Origin of the sequence: Streptomyces sp. NRRL F-5123 (assembly GCF_000721495.1) — a bacterium.
In the GTDB taxonomy this organism is placed as follows: Bacteria; Actinomycetota; Actinomycetes; order Streptomycetales; family Streptomycetaceae; genus Actinacidiphila.
Map to the genome: position 1 here is coordinate 1 of NZ_JOHY01000012.1, position 18,078 is coordinate 18,078.

18 protein-coding genes and 1 pseudogene are annotated in these 18,078 nt (G+C 66.2%); 6 read left to right on the top strand and 13 right to left on the bottom strand.

Annotation, left to right across the window (positions count from 1 at the left end):
* Nucleotides 1-48 precede the first annotated feature (48 nt).
* The 5 genes from IH54_RS0113900 to IH54_RS46790 form a co-directional block, all read right to left on the bottom strand.
* Nucleotides 49-1,428 carry a transposase gene (locus tag IH54_RS0113900; RefSeq protein WP_159011822.1) on the bottom strand — a complete coding sequence of 460 codons (1,380 nt, stop codon included), beginning with the start codon at nt 1,426-1,428 and terminating at the stop codon, nt 49-51.
* 396 nt (nt 1,429-1,824) lie between these two features.
* Nucleotides 1,825-2,928 (bottom strand): DGQHR domain-containing protein DpdB, encoded by a 1,104-nt coding sequence (gene dbpB, locus IH54_RS0113905; protein ID WP_031516509.1) that lies wholly within the window; start codon nt 2,926-2,928, stop codon nt 1,825-1,827.
* A 39-nt stretch (nt 2,929-2,967) separates the two neighbouring features.
* Entirely contained in the window at nt 2,968-4,188 is a 1,221-nt protein-coding gene (gene dpdA / locus IH54_RS0113910) for a tRNA-guanine transglycosylase DpdA (protein WP_031516510.1), read from the bottom strand.
* Nucleotides 4,185-5,318, bottom strand: a complete 1,134-nt coding sequence (dbpB, locus tag IH54_RS0113915) for a DGQHR domain-containing protein DpdB (protein ID WP_031516511.1) — start codon at nt 5,316-5,318, stop codon at nt 4,185-4,187. Before dbpB (IH54_RS0113915) ends, dpdA begins: the two co-directional genes overlap by 4 nt.
* Nucleotides 5,318-5,878, bottom strand: coding sequence for a hypothetical protein (locus IH54_RS46790; RefSeq protein WP_234343513.1), 561 nt, complete (start codon nt 5,876-5,878; stop codon nt 5,318-5,320). The genes dbpB (IH54_RS0113915) and IH54_RS46790 overlap by 1 nt, the downstream gene beginning before the upstream one ends.
* A 456-nt stretch (nt 5,879-6,334) precedes the next feature.
* Between IH54_RS46790 and queC the strand changes: the two genes are divergently transcribed.
* Genes queC through IH54_RS0113940 form a run of 4 tightly spaced genes read left to right on the top strand, consistent with a single transcriptional unit; the run spans nt 6,335 to nt 8,803 of the window.
* Nucleotides 6,335-7,030, top strand: a complete 696-nt coding sequence (gene queC / locus IH54_RS0113925; RefSeq protein ID WP_031516513.1) for a 7-cyano-7-deazaguanine synthase QueC — start codon at nt 6,335-6,337, stop codon at nt 7,028-7,030.
* Nucleotides 7,031-7,032: 2 nt separating this feature from the next.
* On the top strand, nt 7,033-7,668 hold the full coding sequence (queE, locus tag IH54_RS0113930; RefSeq protein ID WP_031516514.1) for a 7-carboxy-7-deazaguanine synthase: 636 nt from the start codon (nt 7,033-7,035) through the stop codon (nt 7,666-7,668).
* Nucleotides 7,668-8,024, top strand: coding sequence for a 6-carboxytetrahydropterin synthase QueD (gene queD / locus IH54_RS0113935; RefSeq protein WP_031516515.1), 357 nt, complete (start codon nt 7,668-7,670; stop codon nt 8,022-8,024). Before queE ends, queD begins: the two co-directional genes overlap by 1 nt.
* Before the next feature lie 5 nt (nt 8,025-8,029).
* Nucleotides 8,030-8,803 (top strand): GTP cyclohydrolase I FolE2, encoded by a 774-nt coding sequence (locus IH54_RS0113940; protein ID WP_031516516.1) that lies wholly within the window; start codon nt 8,030-8,032, stop codon nt 8,801-8,803.
* Nucleotides 8,804-8,941: 138 nt separating this feature from the next.
* Here IH54_RS0113940 and IH54_RS45485 read toward each other — a convergent pair.
* Nucleotides 8,942-9,171, bottom strand: a pseudogene (locus tag IH54_RS45485) (transposase); the annotation flags it as partial.
* A 361-nt stretch (nt 9,172-9,532) separates the two neighbouring features.
* Between IH54_RS45485 and aspS the strand changes: the two are divergent.
* Nucleotides 9,533-10,855 (top strand): aspartate--tRNA(Asn) ligase, encoded by a 1,323-nt coding sequence (gene aspS, locus IH54_RS0113945; RefSeq protein ID WP_031516517.1) that lies wholly within the window; start codon nt 9,533-9,535, stop codon nt 10,853-10,855.
* A gap of 145 nt (nt 10,856-11,000) precedes the next feature.
* Here aspS and IH54_RS0113950 read toward each other — a convergent pair whose 3' ends face one another.
* The 6 genes from IH54_RS0113950 to IH54_RS0113975 form a co-directional block, all read right to left on the bottom strand.
* A complete protein-coding gene (locus tag IH54_RS0113950) occupies nt 11,001-11,747 on the bottom strand; it encodes a class I SAM-dependent methyltransferase (protein WP_031516518.1) in 747 nt (248 codons plus the stop codon).
* Between the two features lie 80 nt (nt 11,748-11,827).
* The gene (locus tag IH54_RS0113955) at nt 11,828-13,231 is read right to left on the bottom strand and encodes a hypothetical protein (RefSeq protein ID WP_031516519.1); all 1,404 of its coding nucleotides are present in this window, start codon (nt 13,229-13,231) and stop codon (nt 11,828-11,830) included.
* On the bottom strand, nt 13,231-13,998 hold the full coding sequence (locus IH54_RS0113960) for a hypothetical protein (RefSeq protein WP_031516520.1): 768 nt from the start codon (nt 13,996-13,998) through the stop codon (nt 13,231-13,233). Before IH54_RS0113960 ends, IH54_RS0113955 begins: the two co-directional genes overlap by 1 nt.
* A 43-nt stretch (nt 13,999-14,041) precedes the next feature.
* Nucleotides 14,042-14,626, bottom strand: a complete 585-nt coding sequence (locus tag IH54_RS0113965; RefSeq protein ID WP_031516521.1) for a hypothetical protein — start codon at nt 14,624-14,626, stop codon at nt 14,042-14,044.
* Between the two features lie 167 nt (nt 14,627-14,793).
* On the bottom strand, nt 14,794-15,093 hold the full coding sequence (locus IH54_RS0113970; RefSeq protein ID WP_031516522.1) for a hypothetical protein: 300 nt from the start codon (nt 15,091-15,093) through the stop codon (nt 14,794-14,796).
* 75 nt (nt 15,094-15,168) lie between these two features.
* Complete coding sequence (locus IH54_RS0113975; RefSeq protein ID WP_031516523.1) at nt 15,169-15,678, bottom strand: nucleoside-diphosphate kinase; 510 nt, start codon at nt 15,676-15,678, stop codon at nt 15,169-15,171.
* A 345-nt stretch (nt 15,679-16,023) separates the two neighbouring features.
* Between IH54_RS0113975 and IH54_RS0113980 the strand changes: the two genes are divergently transcribed.
* Nucleotides 16,024-16,683 carry an HAD family hydrolase gene (locus tag IH54_RS0113980; protein ID WP_031516524.1) on the top strand — a complete coding sequence of 220 codons (660 nt, stop codon included), beginning with the start codon at nt 16,024-16,026 and terminating at the stop codon, nt 16,681-16,683.
* Here the strand turns inward: IH54_RS0113980 and IH54_RS0113985 are convergent.
* Nucleotides 16,664-17,938, bottom strand: coding sequence for a hypothetical protein (locus IH54_RS0113985; protein WP_031516525.1), 1,275 nt, complete (start codon nt 17,936-17,938; stop codon nt 16,664-16,666). The two genes, IH54_RS0113980 and IH54_RS0113985, sit on opposite strands and share 20 nt — an antisense overlap.
* Between the last annotated feature and the right edge of the window lie 140 nt (nt 17,939-18,078).

The window sequence follows — 18,078 nt, forward strand, 5'->3', positions numbered from 1 at the left end:
CCGCACCGGCCAACTCAGGCACGGACTCGTGCTCGATCGTCATCTCACTCACTTGGCGTCTCCATGATCAACAGATCCGCCGTTTATTAGACACTCCCAGTCGAGGTCCTGCTGGAAGGTGTCGATCCTCCGGGGGCTTGGGGTGCGTGAGTGCGTGGCGAGTTGTTGAAGGTTGATGGCGATGGCGGTGAGGACCTGCTGAAGGTGGGTCTTCGCGTGTGGTGTAGGGGGCCATGGCGGGTGCGGAGCCCCAGGTGCGGGTGGGGTGGCCTCTCCGGCAGGGCAGGTGACGGTACGGGCGTCGAAGTCGATGGTGAAGTCGTCGCGGGCGAAGCCGGTAGCGGCCTTCTTCTGCCAGGCGCCCCTGGCTTCCACCGGACCGACAAGGTCGATGCCGAATACGCTGTGCGAGTCCTGGAGTTGTTCAACAGACAGGTAGCCGTCGTTGAGGTGCTCGACGGGCAGGAGGCCGCGTCGGCCGAGCCGGGTGTGGATACCCGGCAGGGCCTGGGTGTCACGGACCGGTCCCGTGGTGGCGATGTTCGTGATCAGATTGACGGACTCGTCGTCGCAGGTCTCGGTCACATGCACGAGGTAGCCCGCCCAGCGGGTGTTGCCCCGGATGACCCGGCGGGCGTCAGCGTAGTAGGGCGAGGCGAGGCGCCGGCCTCCTTTCGGCACCCCGTCCGCAGGGCGCCGGGGACGCATCCGGTTGGCGGAGTCGACGAGGAAGTTCTGCACCAGGATGCGCCGCCGGACGTCCGCACGGGCACCGAGAGGGCCGATCGCGGCAAGGCGTTCGAGGAGGCGGCGAGAGTCCTGACCGGCATCACCCAGCCTGCCCGCGGGACAGCTGGGCTGGGCCGGAAGTCTGACCGGACGACCGTAACGGGACGCCCAGTCCTGGACCACCAGGCCGTCTAGCACCTCGGGAGCGAGTACGGCGGCCTCCTCCGGGGCTGCCCGCACCGTTTCCAGCACCATCTCCAGCCGAGTCAGGTCACGTGCGGCGGACCACACGTGGGTGGAGTCGGTTCGCTGCCTGCCCCGCTCGATGAACAGCCGGGCGGATCGCAAGCGGGCCAGTGCCAACGACAACAGCGCGTCGGCACGATCGTCCTCGCCGAGCCGCTCACGGAAATCCGACAGCAATCTGTGGTGGAAGCCCGGATCGTCCAACTCCATGGCCAGGGCGTACTTGAAGTCGATCCTGCACCGCACCGCCTCGCCAGCCTGACGGACCGACAGATGCAGCAAGAACTGGAGCAACGACGCCGTCGCCAACCGAGCTGGCGAGAACCCCGGACTCGGATACCAGGTAGCGAGGTCCTCGTCCTGCCACAGACCGTCCAGGCAGTCCCGCACCCACATCGCCGTCGTCCCCGCCGGATTGCTCGCCCTCGCCACCCGAGCCGTCAACTCGGGCACCACCACAGCCGTACTAGGACGAACCGACATGCCACCGCCAACGGGAACGAGAAGCTCAACTCGTTCCATCTTGACGACCTCTGATCTGCTACGTCACGAGAACACCAAGATCCCCGACAGAGGCGCTCACGGCTGAGATCTGACGCTGCATGCAACGTGGCCCGCCGAAGAAGACCCTGCAACTGCCCGAGCCACCGATGGGCAGACAGAGCGTGCACAAACTTTCGCGGGGACACACGTGGAACAGGCGGCTCGAGCTGCGGATCTGGGCGGCATCACCGGTGTGCCGTCGGCCGCGCGTGGCCCGAAACCGGACTCGCCCGCAACCGGCGAGCGGTGCGGACGAGTTGTCATCGATCGCCGTGGCGGTTGATCGGATCGCGGCGAACGACCAGGTCAGCCGTTGACGGCACGCACCAGGAGATTAGTCAGAAGACGAACGTCATTGGGGGTGTTCTGCAGGCCGTTCCAGCGGCGCTGTTCTCCGTCGGCGAAGCGCCACATGCCGGACGTCCAGGCGGTGATAGGCATAAGACCGAGGATGGCGTTGCGTACCTGGGGGCAGTCGACGTCTTCGGCGGGCATACCCTCAGTGAGGGTGTCCATGACAAAACCCATGGCCTGGATGCCGACGCCATGGGTGAGGCGGGACTGGCGCGGCGGGAGTTTCCAAGCGTCGCTATAGGTTTCTTTCACGATGGTCCAGTAGGACCGCAGGTGCACGAGCATGCGGTCGACGTCGCCAGTGCCGTCTTCGGGGTTGCGGTACTGATAAAGGGCACCCTCGAAGAGACTGTGCTCCAGCATGCGCAGGACGGTGGTGTCTTTGATGTTGCCGTCAGGTGAAGTGGGACTGGCGATGCGGCCGTAGAAAGGACCCTGACCGTCTGTGTTGAGGCGGGTCATCAGTTGAGCCGGCAGGCGCTTGCGGGCGTAGGCGGGCGGGAGATGGCCGCTGGTTTCGGGAAGTAGTTCGTGGATGAGGCCCTTGGGTAGTGGCTTAGTCGAGTTGACCAGGATGAATTGGGAGCGCTGGTCTTCGTGGTTGTCGGCGATGAATCCGACTGCAGCGACGGGGAACTCGACTAGGTCCGCATCACGGATCGCCGCGCTGCGCTGCTGGCCGTCGACGATGAGGGCGGGCTTGTCTTCATCAGGCAGGGACTCGTCGACGGGGATGACCAGTTCCCCAGGGACGGAGTAGTCGACGCCTGAGACACGGCGTGCTGCGGTCTCGAACCTGACAGATTCGTCGAAAGCGAGGACCAGAGCGTTGGGGAGCATGGCGTTGTCGGACTCGAGGTAGCGGCGAATGCCTCGAATGTGGCTGAGGACTTCGGGCCGCTGGTAACCCTTCAGATTGCTGTTGTCGTCTCGACGGACGCGAGAGACGGCTGCGAAACTGTGGATTCTCTTCCCGTCGACGGCAAAGCAGTAGATCTTTCTGTCGCCCTGACGTACTTCGATTGCCGGGAGCCTGAGTTCGTATCGGTCGGCCATCGCATCTCCTAGCATGTTCAAAAAATAAGAGTGACGTGGTTAATTGAAGGCGAGAGAGCGCATTTTGGCCTCGAGGACCGTCAGGTTATGGAACCCTCGGCGCTTATTGCGCTCGGTTCCCCGGAATATCGCAATCTCAATACCGTGCGTGCCGCACAGGGCACAGGGGCAGGCCCGCCAGGGGGCGTCACTCAGTGTGCGTTCGTAGTAGCTGAGGTAACTTTTCTTTTTCGGCCCGAGGACGAGGGACTCGTAAGTCTCAAGGGCGGCGAGTACATCCTCGAGCGGCGTTCCTTCGTGATCGAATTCCCGTAGGGCGCGCAGGCAGGTTCGTTCGGCGGTGATGGCTTGAGCCTGGGAGACGCTGCCGGACAGAATGAGCCGTTTGAGGGCGGGGTTACCGTCGACCTGGGGGACTCTGATGGCCGTGTAGGAGTCGGTGGCGGTGTGATAGTTGTTGCGGTCGTCCATGAAGGCCTGGCGAAAGACCGAGGTGCTGTCGAAACTGGTCACGCCGTGGCGGGCGAACTGCTCCATGCTGTCGACTCTGTTGATGCCGAGCAGGTGCAACTGGGTGCCTGGGGCGCGGATGGCGTCGATAGCGCGAAGGCAGGCGAGGATTTCGTGTGATTTGAGGGGAACCATACCTCCCAGGGCGATACGCCGATAGCCCATCTTCTGCAGTTCCTGGACGCTGTGCGCGTAACTGCGCGGACCCCACCCTTGGGCTGCGCCGACCGGTTCGAAGCGCGCGCCCGACGCGGGGGCGGCGGTGATGAAATCTTCGGCAAGTTCGAGGGAAATCTGCTGGCGGTTGATCCACGCCTCTTCGGGTTCCGCGTCGGATTCTTCTGGAATGTAACCGAAGATGATGTGGTCGATGCTGATGCCCGCGTCGAATCCGCACCGGCCATAGAAGTCGAGGACTTCGTCTACCTCATAGGGGGGGCGTTCCTCATCGATGTAGTTGAAGGCGCCGCAGTCACCGATGGTAGAGCATGTCTCAGGGAGGCGGAAGAAATTCTTCACACCCAGGCGATAGAAACGCTCGCGCTGGGGGGCGGAATACTTTCCCGCACCGTTCATGGATCCGTCGACTACCGCTTTGCTGACGAGGATCCCGTCGTAGGGGATCGGTGTCACGACCTGGTGGGCGTAGACGTCATCACGCTGCCGTACTCGGTAGGGCGAGTACTCGTCGTTGATGAAGTCGTAAGTCGGGCTTACCAGATCCTGACTGTCAGGGAAATAGAATTTCACGCGGCTTTCGCCTTTTCCTGCACATAGATACGGAGGAGATAGTTCGACAGAGTACTGATGTGGCGAGGGTTGTTTTGGAGTTCGTTCCAGGGAATGTTCAGGTCGGGCCAGCGCCCTTTGGTCCAGTGGCAGTGCGGGGCGATTAGGGCGAGTTCGGCCCGTGCCTGTTCAAGGGCGTGGGGGGAGGCGGGGTCGATGGCCATCATCACGCGATCCATCAGGCGTCCCATGGAGCGGATGCCCACGCCGTGCATCAGCCGACTCCGTGTCGCGGGCAGTCCCCATGCTTCAGGGAAGGTGTCGCGCACAGCGCTCCAGTAGACGACCAGGATCTGACGGATAGTGGTCGTATCCACGGTGCCGCTGGACAGGTTCTTGTAAGGGAAGAAGGCGCCCGATGGGGAATTGAGGGATTCCTGGATGGCTGTGGTAAGGCTGTTGTCGGTGACGACAGCGTCCGCTTTTTGCTCGGCGGTGGTGGAGGGGCGGCGCACCAGTCCGCGAAAGGGCGAGTCCTTGTCCTGGTTGAGGGCTTCAACTAGGACGGACGGGAGTTTTCGGGCGGAGAGTTTGGTCGGCAGGGCCGTGCCGACCTCCGGGAGGAGCTCCGTGACGAGGTTGGTGGGCAGAGGGGAGACCGTGTTCACGCGCAAGAACTGGTCTCGTTGGGTTTCCAGGTCCTCGGCGACAAAGCCGGCGATAGTGACTGCCAGGCGAGTGTTGTGGGTGCGGGCCAGGGCGAGGCTCCGCTGCTGGCCGTCGACGATCCAGGCCGGCCGAGCGGCGTCGGGTGAATCAGGCAAGGGGATTTCCAGCGTGCCCGAGGTGCACAGGCCATCGCTGCTGCCCGGGCCGGGACTGGACTTGAACCGCACGGTGGAGGGCAGCGCCAGGATCAGACCGTTGGGGAAGAGGACCTCATCGCTGTCGAGGTACTGCAGGATCTGCCTCACGTGCTGTTTTTTCTCGGGGCGCTGATAGCCGATCAGCTTGCCGGCCTCGTCCCGGGAGATCCGTGCGACGTCGGCGACCTGAGCCACCTCCTCGGCCGCCAGCGTGAAGACATACAGCGGGATCGTGGGGTGCTGCTCGATCCGCAGTGCACGGCGCTTAAGCACAGTTGAAGTCATCAGCGGCCAATCGTTGCCATGTAAAGGTCCGCGAAGCGTTTTTGTTCGCAGGCCATCCCCTTGTCTCGCAGCAGGCGCAACAGACGGGTGCGGGAGGAGTCGGGGTGGAGGCGTTTCATCTCCTTGATGAAGGAGATCACCGTCTCGTCCGGCACTGGTGTGCGGGCGTAGCGTTCGCGGTGTGCCGCCTCGGCGGCCCAGGCGGTCCACCGCGCCTGCGCGGTGGGTGTGATGAGGTGGCCCGGTGTGCAGTGTTCCAACCAGGACGCTGCCGTGCGAACGTTCAGACTGGTCAAAGTGCCCCCCAGCGCGCGCCGCAGGGCGGCGTTGGCCGGCACTCGCAGTATCCCCTCCACCGCGCAGGCGCCCCCGATCAGCACTGTCTCGGCGCCGGTGGCGGCAAGGCGGTGCAAGTCGTGTTGCATGGCCTGGGCGTAGGTCTCCGACAACACCACCAGCGCCCGTCCGGCAGCGGCCGCGATATGGGACAGATCGCCGGTACCGTCCAACTGCTGTAGGTGGTCCCACCACTGGGTGGCTTCAGGGCTGGAGGAAGCCACGGAATCTGTGTGTCGTGGCAGGAAAGTCGCGGCATACGGAGGCGCGAGGCTAGAGACTGGCCGTAGGCCCAGGCCGGCCGAGGCGGCGTAGAGGCGGGGGATGAAGCCCGCGCGGGTTGCGGCTTCCGTGAGAGCGAGGGCGCGCCGCCACTGATCCCCTTGGTAGAGGTCCTGCAGCGCCGTGGGTCGGGTGCCGGCTGTCTGCAGGCGGCGTGCCCACTCTGCGGCTCGCTGCGGCAGGTCGCCGGTGGGCAGGGTGCGCGCCTGCAGGGCCGCGGAAGGCTGTGAGGTCTTTCGGTCCGTGCACGTGACCACGATGGGCAACTCGTTCACTGCGACTCGACCCCTGACTTCCGTAACTCGCGCGTTGTTGTGGTTACTGTAGCCGGTAGTTAGGGGGGTAGGCTGCATCTGTCTCGGATGAAGAAACTGGACTGCAGATAGGGGAGTGACAGCATGGACCGTCCCGCGATCGTGCTGCTGAGCGGCGGCCTGGACTCGACCACGGTGCTGGCCATAGCCAAGGACCAGGGATTCACCCCCTACGCCCTTAGCTTCCGCTACGGCCAGCGACACAGCATCGAGTTGGAGGCCGCCCAGCGAGTGGCGCAGGTCCAGGGTGTGGCTCGGCACGTCATTGCCGACATCGATCTTCGCGTCTTCGGCGGCTCGGCCCTGACATCCGACATCGAGGTGCCCAAGCACGAGGCGCTCGAAGATCTCCAGGACGGCGGGGTGCCGATCACATACGTGCCGGCCCGAAACACGATCTTCCTGTCCTTCGCGCTGGCGTTCGCCGAGACGGTTGGCGCCAGCGACATCTTCACCGGGGTCACGGCCGTGGACTACAGCGGCTACCCCGACTGCCGCCCCGAGTACATGGAGGCCTTCGCCACGATGGCCAACCTGGCCACCCGGGCAGGGGTGGAAGGAACCTCCAAGATGACCCTGCACTCCCCCTTGATCGCGCTGTCCAAAGCCGACATCGTCCGCGAGGGACTGCGCCTGGGGGTGGACTACTCCCTCACCTCCTCTTGCTACGACCCTGACGAGCAGGGACGAGCCTGCGGCAAGTGCGACACCTGCCTGCTGCGCCTGAAGGGCTTCGCTGAAGCAGGCGTGAAGGACCCCGTTCGATACCAGAGCGCCTGAGCATGACCTATCTGATCAAGGAGATTTTTTACACCCTGCAGGGCGAAGGTAGCCATGCAGGACGACCGGCAGTCTTTTGCCGCTTCTCCCGCTGCAACCTGTGGACGGGCCGCGAAGAGGACCGCTCTCGCGCCATCTGCCAGTTCTGCGACACAGATTTCGTCGGCACCGACGGCGAAGGCGGAGGCCGCTTTACCACCGCCGACGATCTGGCCGATGCGGTGGAGGCTGCCTGGCCCACCAACGATTCGGCCCACCGGTTCGTGGTGTGCACCGGCGGAGAGCCCCTGCTGCAGTTGGATGAGGATCTCATCGACGCCCTCCACGGCCGCGGCTTCGAGATCGCGGTGGAGACCAACGGCACCCGACCGGCCCCGCACGGAATCGACTGGCTGTGCGTCAGCCCGAAGATCGGCTCCACGCTGGTCCTCACCCGCGGCGATGAACTGAAGTTGGTCTATCCTCAAGCCGGCGGCGAGCCAGCGCAGTTCGAAGATCTCGACTTCCGCCACTTCAGACTGCAACCGCTGGATGACGCCCACCGCGAGAATCACACCCGCGCCGCTGTCGAATACTGCATGAAGAACCCGCGCTGGACGCTTTCTCTCCAGACGCACAAGTATCTGGGAATTCAGTAATGGAAATCTTTCGCGAGTTCACCTTCGAAGCAGCCCACCGCCTGCCCCGGGTGCCCGAGGGGCACAAATGCGCGCGTTTGCATGGCCACTCCTATAAGGTGATCGTGCATGTCGAAGCCCCGGTCGATACAGAATTCGGCTGGGTGATGGACTTCGGTGACGTAAAACGCGCATTCATGCCCATCGATGAACAACTCGATCACTATTACCTGAATGATATCCAAGGACTGGAAAATCCCACCAGTGAGAACCTGGCCCGCTGGATCTGGGACCAGATGATCACCGAATTCCCCATTCTGTCCGCGATCACCGTGCGCGAAACCTGCACCTCCGGCTGCACCTACCGAGGAGAGTAGGCCGTATGCACGACATTCAAAACGAACCTGACAACCGTGGCATTGCTATCGATGAGGTTGGCATCAGCGGCCTGCGCTACCCCATTACCTTCGACGACGGCCACATCCGCCAGCAAGGCATCGCCGACATCAGCGTCACCGTTGCCCTTCAAGCCGACCGGCGCGGCACTCACATGAGCCGCATGATCGCGCTCGTGCACGAGGAAGTCGCGACCCTTACTCCGCAGGAACTGCCCCTCGCCCTCAAGCGGGGCCTCAGCCTGCTGGACGCCCCAGTTCTGACGCTCACGCTTGTGCTGCCCCTCGCCACCTCGGTGACCGCTCCCGCTAGTCGGCAGGAATCCTGGCAGACCCACGACGTCACCATCAGCGGTCGCATCACCCCGGATGGCTGCACGGTCACCACATCGGTCACCACCGATGTCACCAGTCTGTGTCCCTGCTCCAAGGCCATCTCTGACTACGGCGCGCACAACCAGCGGAGCCAGATCACCCTCCAGGTCAGCGGCAGTGCCGACGCCCCCTACCCACTGCCCGTCCATGAGATCGTCGAGCTGCTTCGCGCCACTGGCTCCGCCCCCGTTATCCCCCTTATCAAACGGCCCGACGAACGTGTCGTCACCATGCAGGCCTACGACCATCCCGTGTTCGTCGAAGACATCATCCGCGAAATAAGCCTCGCTTGTCGCAGAAAGGGTCTCCCCCACGCCGTCAAGGCAAAGAACCTGGAGAGCATTCACAGTCACGACGCCATTGCCGCCCTGACCTACACCTCTTGAATCAGGGCCTGACCAGCGGCCAGTGCAACTCGGACGTCATCGCTGTTCGCCGAGGATGAGTATGCCGCCGATGGCGACGCAGAAGGCCCCCTTCGTATGCTACGGCACCCCGAAGGCGCCCCTGCAAAGCAAGACATGCCACTCGTCGCTCCGCCAGCAGGTCATGCCTGATCCGAAGACCAAGTCCTGCGGCAGGAATCCCAGCGGATCCCCGTGTACGCCACGAACAGGATCCCGCATATCACTTTGCGATGGTCAAGCGGTATTCGTCCGGGATATCGGAAGCACCGCTCCACCACCGGCAGCAGCGGTTCGATCCGTCTCCACAACCCGTCCTCGATATCTGCGGAGCGGTCGGGGGGCGACACGGACGGACGAGCTGAACTAGTGGGTGGGGGATTTGATGGCCTACTGGGAATCTTGCCGCTCTGCCCTCCCTGGCCAGCTATGCTCAGTATCAACGCGTTGAAGGAGACAAGTAGCGGCGGGATCCGCGAGCAGAGAGAGCTGCTGGCAGCTGTGAAGGCGGCCTCGCGCCCCACGTGAAGACCCTCCTGAGCGCGGGGAGGAACGGCCGGTCACCTGGCCCAATGCCCCGCCGGCCGGCCCCCGTGACCGGGCCTGAATGAGGCCGTCGCCGTCTGGTGGCGGCAAAGGCGTGGTGGCACCGCGAGTCCCCTTCTCGCCCACGCCCCCAAGGGATCATGACGATGCCCCTGGAGGGCCGAGATGATCCGCACGACCACCCGCGTATTGGTGTCCGACCTGCGAGAACACGTCGGCGAGACCGTTTCCGTCTGCGGCTGGGTGAACACCTTCCGGCTGCAGCGCAAGATGCAGTTCGTCATCGTCCGCGACCACACGGGCATGGTGCAGGTCACCCACAAACGCGGCGGCGAGGGCGACAGCACCGAAGCCGTTCTGGAGAGATTGACCACCGAGTCCGCAGTCAGGATCACCGGCCGCGTGGTCGACAACCCGATCGTCAACCTCGGCGGCCTGGAGCTCGTGCCCGAGCAGGTCGAGGTGCTGAACCGGGCCGAGACGCCCCTGCCGATCGACGAGAACACCGGCTTGGAGCACCGCCTCGACTGGCGGTTCCTTGACGTTCGGATGCGTCCGCAGACGCAGCTGCTGTTCGCCGTGCAGACCACCCTCGAACAAGGCATGCGCGAGTATGCGTACGGCCAGGGCTGCACCGAGATGCACACCCCGAAGCTGATGGGAACCGCGAGCGAGTCCGGGGCCGAGGTGTTCAAGCTCGGCTACTTCGACCGCTCCGCGTACCTGGCGCAGAGCCCGCAGTTCTACAAGCAGATGGCGATCTCGGCCGGCATCGACAAGGTCTTCGAGATCGGTCCCGTCTTCCGCGCCGAGCCGTCGTTCACATCGCGGCATGCCACGGAGTTCACCGGCGTCGACGTGGAGCTCGCCTGGATCAACGATGTCGAGGACGTCATGGTCTTCGAGGAGCAGATGCTCACCCACGCCATCGCCAAGGTCGCCGACATCCACGGTGAGGCGATCCGCGAGACCTTCGGCGTCGACGTCACGGTCCCCACGACGCCGTTTCCCCAGGTGACCATGGCCGAAGCCCAGAAGATCCTTCGGGCCGACGGCTGGGACCCTGCCGGCGAGAAGGAGGACCTGGACCCGGAGGGCGAGCGCGGCATCTCCGCGCACTTCAAAGAGAAGACCGGGCACGAGTGGGTGTTCATCACCCACTACCCGACAAGCATTCGCCCCTTTTACCACATGCGCCCCGAGGGCGACCCGGGCTCGACGCTGAGCTTCGACCTGCTCTGGAAGGGCCTGGAGGTCACCACCGGCGCCCAGCGTGAGCACCGGTACGACGTGCTGCTCAAGCAGGCCGCCGAGAAGGGCATGAGCACCGAGCCGCTGCAGGACTACCTGAACGCCTTCCGCTTCGGCTGCCCGCCGCACGGAGGTCTCGGCATGGGCCTGGGCCGGGTACTGATGGTCCTGCTCGGACTCGACTCCATCCGCGAGGCCGCGTTCCTGTTCCGCGGACCGAACCGCCTCACCCCGTAGAAGCCCTGCCGCTTCACGCGATCGGGGCGGCCGGCACTTCTGCCGACCGCCCCGAAGAGCAGCTGTCCGGATGGTCAGTAGCGGACGTTGCGGTGATCGTGCGTCCAGGCTTCGCCGGGATGATCGGGCTCGGGCGGACTGCTATTCATCTGGTGGCCACCACGTAGATGCTCGCCCACTCCCGCTTCGGGTTGGCGATCGTCGCGTCGAATGGCCACGGTTCGATATGGGTGAACCCGGCCTCGGCGAAGAGCTGGGTGAGCTTCTCGGCGTCGTAGGCCCAGTAGTGGGGGTTGTAGGTGGGGTCGTCGTCCTGGTCGCGGAAGACGTAGTTGATCAGGTCGAGGTAGGTGTTGATGTCCCCGCGGCAGGTGCGGTTGGCGTACCAGCGGTCGATCATCTCGGCGGCCTGGGTGGGAGGGGCCGGGTACTGGTTCAGGACGTGGGCGGCGTCGGGGACGCCGGTGATCACCTGTCCGCCCGGGGACAGGACGCGGTGGGCCTCGCGGGCGTAGTGCTTGGCCGAGTGCGGGTAGTCGATGTGCTCCAGGAAGTGCTCGGAGAAGAGGACCTGGACGGAGGCGTCGTGGAGGGGGATGCCCTCGCGGACGTCCCAGAGGAGGTCGGCCGGCGGGACGGCGTCGATGTTGAAGAAGCCGTCGATGTGGTGGGTGCCGCCGCCGATCTGGACGTGGGTGGGCGTCTCGTCGATGTGGCCGTTCGGCCACGCCTTCTGACTGGCCTGGTGATCGCGGGCGAGGGCGATCTCCTTCGCTGTGGCGCGGAGCGTGCGGGCGAGGCCGTGGGGGGTGGACGGGTCCGCCAGGAGGGCGGTGACGTGATCGGTGAAGGCGTCGAGCTGGGAACGCTGGTTTGCCTCGGAAACGGGCATGGCAGGGCTCCGTACATGGTGGGTGTGGGACGCGAAGGCAGGGCGCCGTCGCAGGTCGTGGGCGTTCTCGACGGAGGACGTCAGGCCGGAGTCGGCGTCGTTGAGGGCTGGGCCCACTTGTTGTTGCGCATGAGCGTGTACTTGATATCGACCAGTCGCGGGGCGATGGTCAGGTTCAGCTCTTCGGCGGGGTGGAGGTAGCCGGCGCCGTCGCGTTCGGCTCGCCAGACGCGGTACTGCAGGTCGGGGTAGGCGGGGTTGATGCCGACCTCGCCCTTCGGGAAGGTGCCATTGAAAGGAACCACGATGTCCATGTGGTTCCAGTAGTTCCAGGCCTGAAGCGCCTTGTGCTGGTCGTAGTAGAAGTAGAAGTCGGGGTAGCGGCCGAAGGTGCGCAGCTCGCGGTGGATCAGGTGGCCCAGGAGCGGGCCGAGCTCGTCGGCGAGGCTGTCGAACTCCCATCGCCGGTGGTGCCAGGCCGAGGGTGCTTTGCCCGGTGTGAACAGCCGGGCTGCGACGAGGTGGCTGATTCGCTCGGTGAGGTACGTGCGCGCGTGCTCCGGATCCGTGGTGTCGTCGATGCGGGTGAGCAGCGCGTCCAGTTCCGCAGGGGAGGGGCGGAACTTCGCCAGGTCGAAGCGGCCGGCCATGTGGGGGAAGGTCGCGAAGAGCATCTCCTTGTAGAGCCAGTTGTTGAACTCGCCGACGGCCGCTCTCTCGCGGGTGGGCGCGCTCGTCGAGTGCAGCATCAGGTACTCCGCCAGAGCCTCGAAGTAGACGTAGCCGAGGATGGGCAGGCGGGGGATGGCCTCGTCCAGCAGGCGCAGGAAGGGCTCGGGCTGCACGCGGGTGCCTTCGTAGGCGACGCTGGCGGCGAGCGCGAGGAAGGCCGTGGAGTTCTTGGCGCGGCTGACGACGGTCTCGCGCAGGCGGTGTCGCTCGGCCTTGGACAGCAGGTATTCGAGTCGGCTGTAGATCTGCAGGTGGATCGATCCGAGCCGCAGGTAGTCGATGCCGGCCAGACCGCGGTAGGCCTGTGCGGGGAGGGTCACCTCGAAGATGAGGGGGGTCGGCTTGTGCCCGGTCAGGTTCATCCGGGCGACGAAGGCCGGTGCCTCCTTGTCGAGCACGTAGGCGCCGAGGTTGTGCATGCGGAATCCGGTGCCCGACGCGGCGAGCGGGGCGCAGTAGATCGCTCCCACCAGGCAACCGCCCGAGGGATACAGAACACCGTGCTCGGTGATCTGTTCCAGTGCGTGGGTGACGTGGAGCAGGTGCAGGGTCTGGCCGCTGCTGAGGGAGTCGAAGAGGGCGTTGCCGCGCAGCAGCGCCCCGTTGGGAGTCGCCTGGGTCAGACGGTGTTCCCAGGCGCGGGTCTGCTCGGCGAGCGGATCGACCGAACGGAGCCCGGGGCCGGGTATGAGCGCGGTGTCGAAGAAGGCGTGCGCGTCGGCCCACTCCTCGTAGGTGTCGAGGAAGTCCATCAGGACAGCAGTCCCTTCTCGCGTAACGCCACCTCAACGGCCTCCGCGCCTCCCAGACCTTCCAGGTGCGCGTTTTCGGAACGCACGACGAGGTCGAAGACCGTCGCGCGGAATCCCTCGAAGCTGCCCAGGCGGACGTGTGCGGCGTCCGGCCACCAGCTGAGCTTCGGCAGGCGGTACCGGTCGAGGGCGTCGGCCGCCTTGACCATGTCGCAGAGCTGCTCCGCCTCCGCGTAGTCGGCCTCGTCGGCCGCGGAGAAGGAGGAGTACGGAACGTCGTGCAGCCGCACCGCGACGGCGGCCCGGTGCGTACGGGCCGTCGTCGCGGTCAGGCCGAAGTGCTGCCAGACGGTGTCCGCGTTCTGAGCGAGCCAGGAGGAAGCACGGGCGCCGTGGCCCCGGTCGTCCTGGTCATGGACTCTGCGGCAGTCGTGCACCGCGGCGGCCACGACGAGATCACCGGTCTCAGCCTCGTCCATGCCGGCATCCCGGGCCAGCAGCGCGGCGATCGCCACCGTACGCATCCCGTGCCGGATGCCGTGGATGGAACCGGTGACCTGGCTCTCGAGCCACCATCCCGCCGGAACCGCGGCCCGGTGAAGCAGCCGCTGGGACGCTTCCGGCAACGGCTCCACTGTGATCTCGCTCAGATCCGGCCGGTTGGCCGCGATCCAGCGCACGGTGTCACGGTCCATGTACTGGTGCCGCGGAAGCTGCTTGCGTGCGGCCAGCTCGACCAGACTCTCTGTCTGCGGCGTCGCGCCCATCACGCCTATCCCTCCCCCTCTGTGATTCCGGTGCGGTGGCCGCTCAGCGAGCGGTGGCTGGCTGAGCGCCTGCGGTTTTCCGTTCGCGCTCCGCCGCTTCGAAGGCCGCAGTGAAGTCGGCGAGCTCCTGCTCGCTCATCAGCGGCACGCTCAGTTCCTGGGCTACGGTCCGGATACGCTCCTCGGCCTCCTCGCGCTCCGCCACCGTCGGCTGGTCGCCGAGCAGGACCTCGAACTCGGCGTGGTGCCCCCACGCCTCGCTCCACTTCACGGCGATCTCGACGCCGCGGAAGCGGAAGTTGTGACGGCGGTTGAACGCCTCGTGCCTGACGTCGCCGAATCCGAGCGCGTTGAACACCCGCACCGCCGCGACCACGTCCTGCCGGGCGATCTGGATCTCCGTCTCGGGGAACGCGGATCCCTGGCCGATCCTGCTGTCCTTGAGCGTGATCTTCGCCGTGCCCGCGGCGGTGTTGTCGGTGACCTTCAGGAGCTTGTCGGGCAGCACGTAGAAGTGGATGAGCTTGTCGTCGCAGCCCAGGTCCTCGCCCTCGGCTTCGAGGCGGGAGACGAGCCGGTGGTGCGCTGCCTCGTCGAAGCGGGCTCGCATTTCGATCTCGATGGCCAACGGTCTGAGTCCTTTCGTGGACATGGGGGTGCCGGCCGAGACAGGTGAAGTGGTCCTCGGTTGGCCCGGATGCGGTGGTGCGGGATGGTGACAGGAGGGCTCGGTCGCTGCTCACCGCCCAGTGAGCAGCGACCGAACCGATGGCGGCGGGCAGCCGCCGGCGTGCGTCAGGCGAGCTGGCCGAAGCGGTCGCGGACGACCCCTTCGTGGAGGTAGTTGGGGAGCAGCACCCCGCCCACCGAAACGCGGGTGGTGGCGACCTGCTCCTCGGTCTCGCCGGGGAAGCCTTCGAGCAGACGCAGGCACTGCGCGACCCAGTCGCGGGACTGGTCCCAGTCGCCTGCGTCACGGGTCCGTACGGCCAGCGCGTATGCCGTCTCCGCGGCTGCCCAGCGGTCCGTGGCCAGCTCCCGCTGGAAGCTCGTCTCCAGCTCGGTGACGGAGGCAGCGCGGGTCGGGTTGGTCATCGTGCTCTCTCTCGTAGGTGGTGCCCCAGTAGTGATCAACGCGTCGACGCCGCGTTGGTGACGTCGCCCCGCCGTTCAGTAGGTGAAGATCTCCGCGAGCGTGCGGTAGTCGTGGAGCTCGTCCTCGGCGAACCACAGCTCGACTTCCTGGGCCGCTTCCTCCTTGTTGCCGGACGCGTGCACGAGGTTCGCGACGGCCTTGCCCGAGACGGTGCTCGCAGCGCGGCTGTAGTGCGAGAAGTCGCCCCGGATCGTCCCGGCCGGCGCCTCGTTCGGGTACGTGCTCCCGACGATCTTGCGGACGGTCGCGACCGCGTCGAAGCCCTCCAGGACCAACGCGATCACCGGCCCCTGCTGCATGAAGGTGGCGGTGAGGTTGTAGACCTCGGCGCCGAGGCGCTCCTCCAGGTCGAAGTAGTGCCGTCGCGTGAAGTCGGCGTCCATCTGCTTCATCTTGACGCCGATGATCTTGAGCGCGGCGTCCTCGAAGCGGGTGATGATCTTCCCGGCGAAACCGCGGACGACGGCGTCGGGCTTGAGAAGTACGAGGGTGCGCTCCACCGTCGGGTCCTGGTCCTGCGGCATGGTTTCCCTTTCAGCGTCCGGACAGGCAAAAATGACGAGCATTCAGCTTCTCGTTTCGCCCGAGGTTACCCGCGGCGGGAGGGGAGTCCGTGCACGAGACTTCCGGAGCGTGACTGCCCCGCCGGTCGGATCGCGCGCGCCCCGTGGACCTGCCCAGCTCAGCGCTCAGAACGCCCGGGTCGCGGCAGTTCCGACGACGGCGGAGCTATCCTTTCGGCGCCCACGGCACCACTCAAGGACTTCCAGAGGTCGTCGAGAGGACGCTGGGGGGTCGTGAGGCTCTGTGCCCGGCTACCGAGCCAGAAGGGCCGTCCGGCTCCTACGCTGCCGGTTACGCTGCCTTGCATGATTCGCGCTGTGGTGTTCGACGTCGGTGAGTGCCTGGTGGACGAGACCAGGGAGTACGGCACGTGGGCGGACTGGCTGGGGGTCCCCAGGCACACGTTCGCGGCGGTGTTCGGCGCGGTCATCGCGCAGGGACGGGACTACCGCGAGACCTTCCAGGTCTTCCGACCCGGCTTCGACCTCACCGCGGAACGCGAGCGCCGGGCGCAGGCCGGGAAGCCCGAATGGTTCGGAGAGGACGACCTGTACCCCGACGTTCGGCCGACGCTGTCGGCCCTGCGGGCGGCCGGGCTGTGGGTGGGGGTTGCCGGCAACCAGACGGTGCGCGCCGGCGGACTGCTCCGCGGGCTCGACCTGCCTGCCGACCTCATCGCGACCAGCGACGACTGGGGTGCCTCGAAGCCGGACGTCGCCTTCTTCGAGCACGTCATCCAGGCGACGCCGGCCCGCCCCAAGGAGATCCTCTATGTCGGTGACCGGCTGGACAACGACATCCGGCCGGCGGCGGAGGCGGGGCTGCTGACCGCACTCATCCGCCGCGGGCCGTGGGGAACCATCCAGCAGAACGACCCGGACGCGGACGCCGTCGCGACGATGCGCATCGACTCCCTCGCCGAGCTGCCGGACCTCATCGCCAAACTCAATGCTGAAGGGCGCTGACGGTCGTCCCCCACGCGTAGAGGCGGTCGTCGAGGTCGCGGACGCAGTCGTCGTTCTGCCACTTGGCCAGCCCGCGGCGGACCTCGCGCACCCGCTCCATGCCCGTGGCGTACCAGGTGAGGGCGAGCTGCTCCAAGGCGCGGATCGCGTACGCGCAGGCGGCCTGCGGGTCGCCGGCAGCGGCCTCGACGGCGGCCAGATCGCCGAGTAGGACGCTGCGCTGCTTCTCCGCCTCCGGGAGAAGGTCCTCAAGAGCCGCGCCGAGCGTGGACCGCGCCTGCGGCAGATGGCCGGCCTTCAGCTGGACGTTGCCCTTGAAGGCGGCCAACCGGGCCGGGCTGAACCAGTCCATCCACGGCGGTGTGGCGTTCTCGGAGCCGGTGGCGAGCACGTCCTCGGCGTGGGCGATGAGATTAAGCGCGGTCCGGGTGTCGCCGCAGCGGGTCTCGCACTCGGCCTCGACCGCGTCCAGCCACGCCACGAACTCCGCCGAGGCCGGGCCGCGGCGTGCGTACGTCCGTGCCGCGATCATCCGCTCGGCGGCGCCGTCGCGGTCCCCGGCCCATCCGGGGATGAAGGCTGTGTGGGCCAGGACCGCCGACCCGAGCAGCGGGTCGTCGGCCTCGCCGGCCGCTTGCAGCGCACGCAGCAGGGTCTCGCCGGCTCGGTCCGGCTGGCGGAGGTCGAAGAACTCGATACGGCCGGCGAGGAGGTAGGACTCGGCCAGGGCCGCCGCGAGAGTGCGCCGGGTCGGGTCCGCCAGAGCCGGAAGCAGGGCGATGCCCAGGCGGGCGTGTTCGAGGATGGCGGGGTGCAGGTCGGTTGGGGTGACCGACCAGTAGAGGTGGCGGTGGGCCCTTGTCACGGCCTCGAAGTCGCGGCCGACACTGGCGGGTTGTGTCCTGGCGATGGTCTGGTTCGGGACGTTCGCCAGCCGGGGGGCGGAAGAGGGGCCGATCGTCTGCGTGCGCGGTGCCGACTCGGCGGACCGCCCGCTCTCCTCCCATGGCGGAGTGAACCCCAGGTCCTCCATGGACTGGCCGAGCAGGTGGGTGAGGACGCGGTGGACGTCGGGCTGCGGCCACGGAGGTGTCGCGGACTCCCAGCGCCTGACCTGCCGGACCCCCACGGCCAGTCCGCGGATGCCGAACCTGGGCGCCGCGGCGGTGATGGCGTCCGCGAGCGCCTGCTGTGAGTTGTAACCGGCCGCGACACGGGCGGACTTCAACCGGGTGTTTCCTGCGGGACGCGACATCGCTGCCTCCGGAGTGAGAGCTCTGCCCTGAGCCTGCCAGCCATGTCCCCATCGCGGCGGGCCTTCACTCGTTTTAGGTCGACTGAGCCCTGTCTGCGACCTCTTGACGTCCTGTCGGAGTCCTCGAAACAGGACTCGCG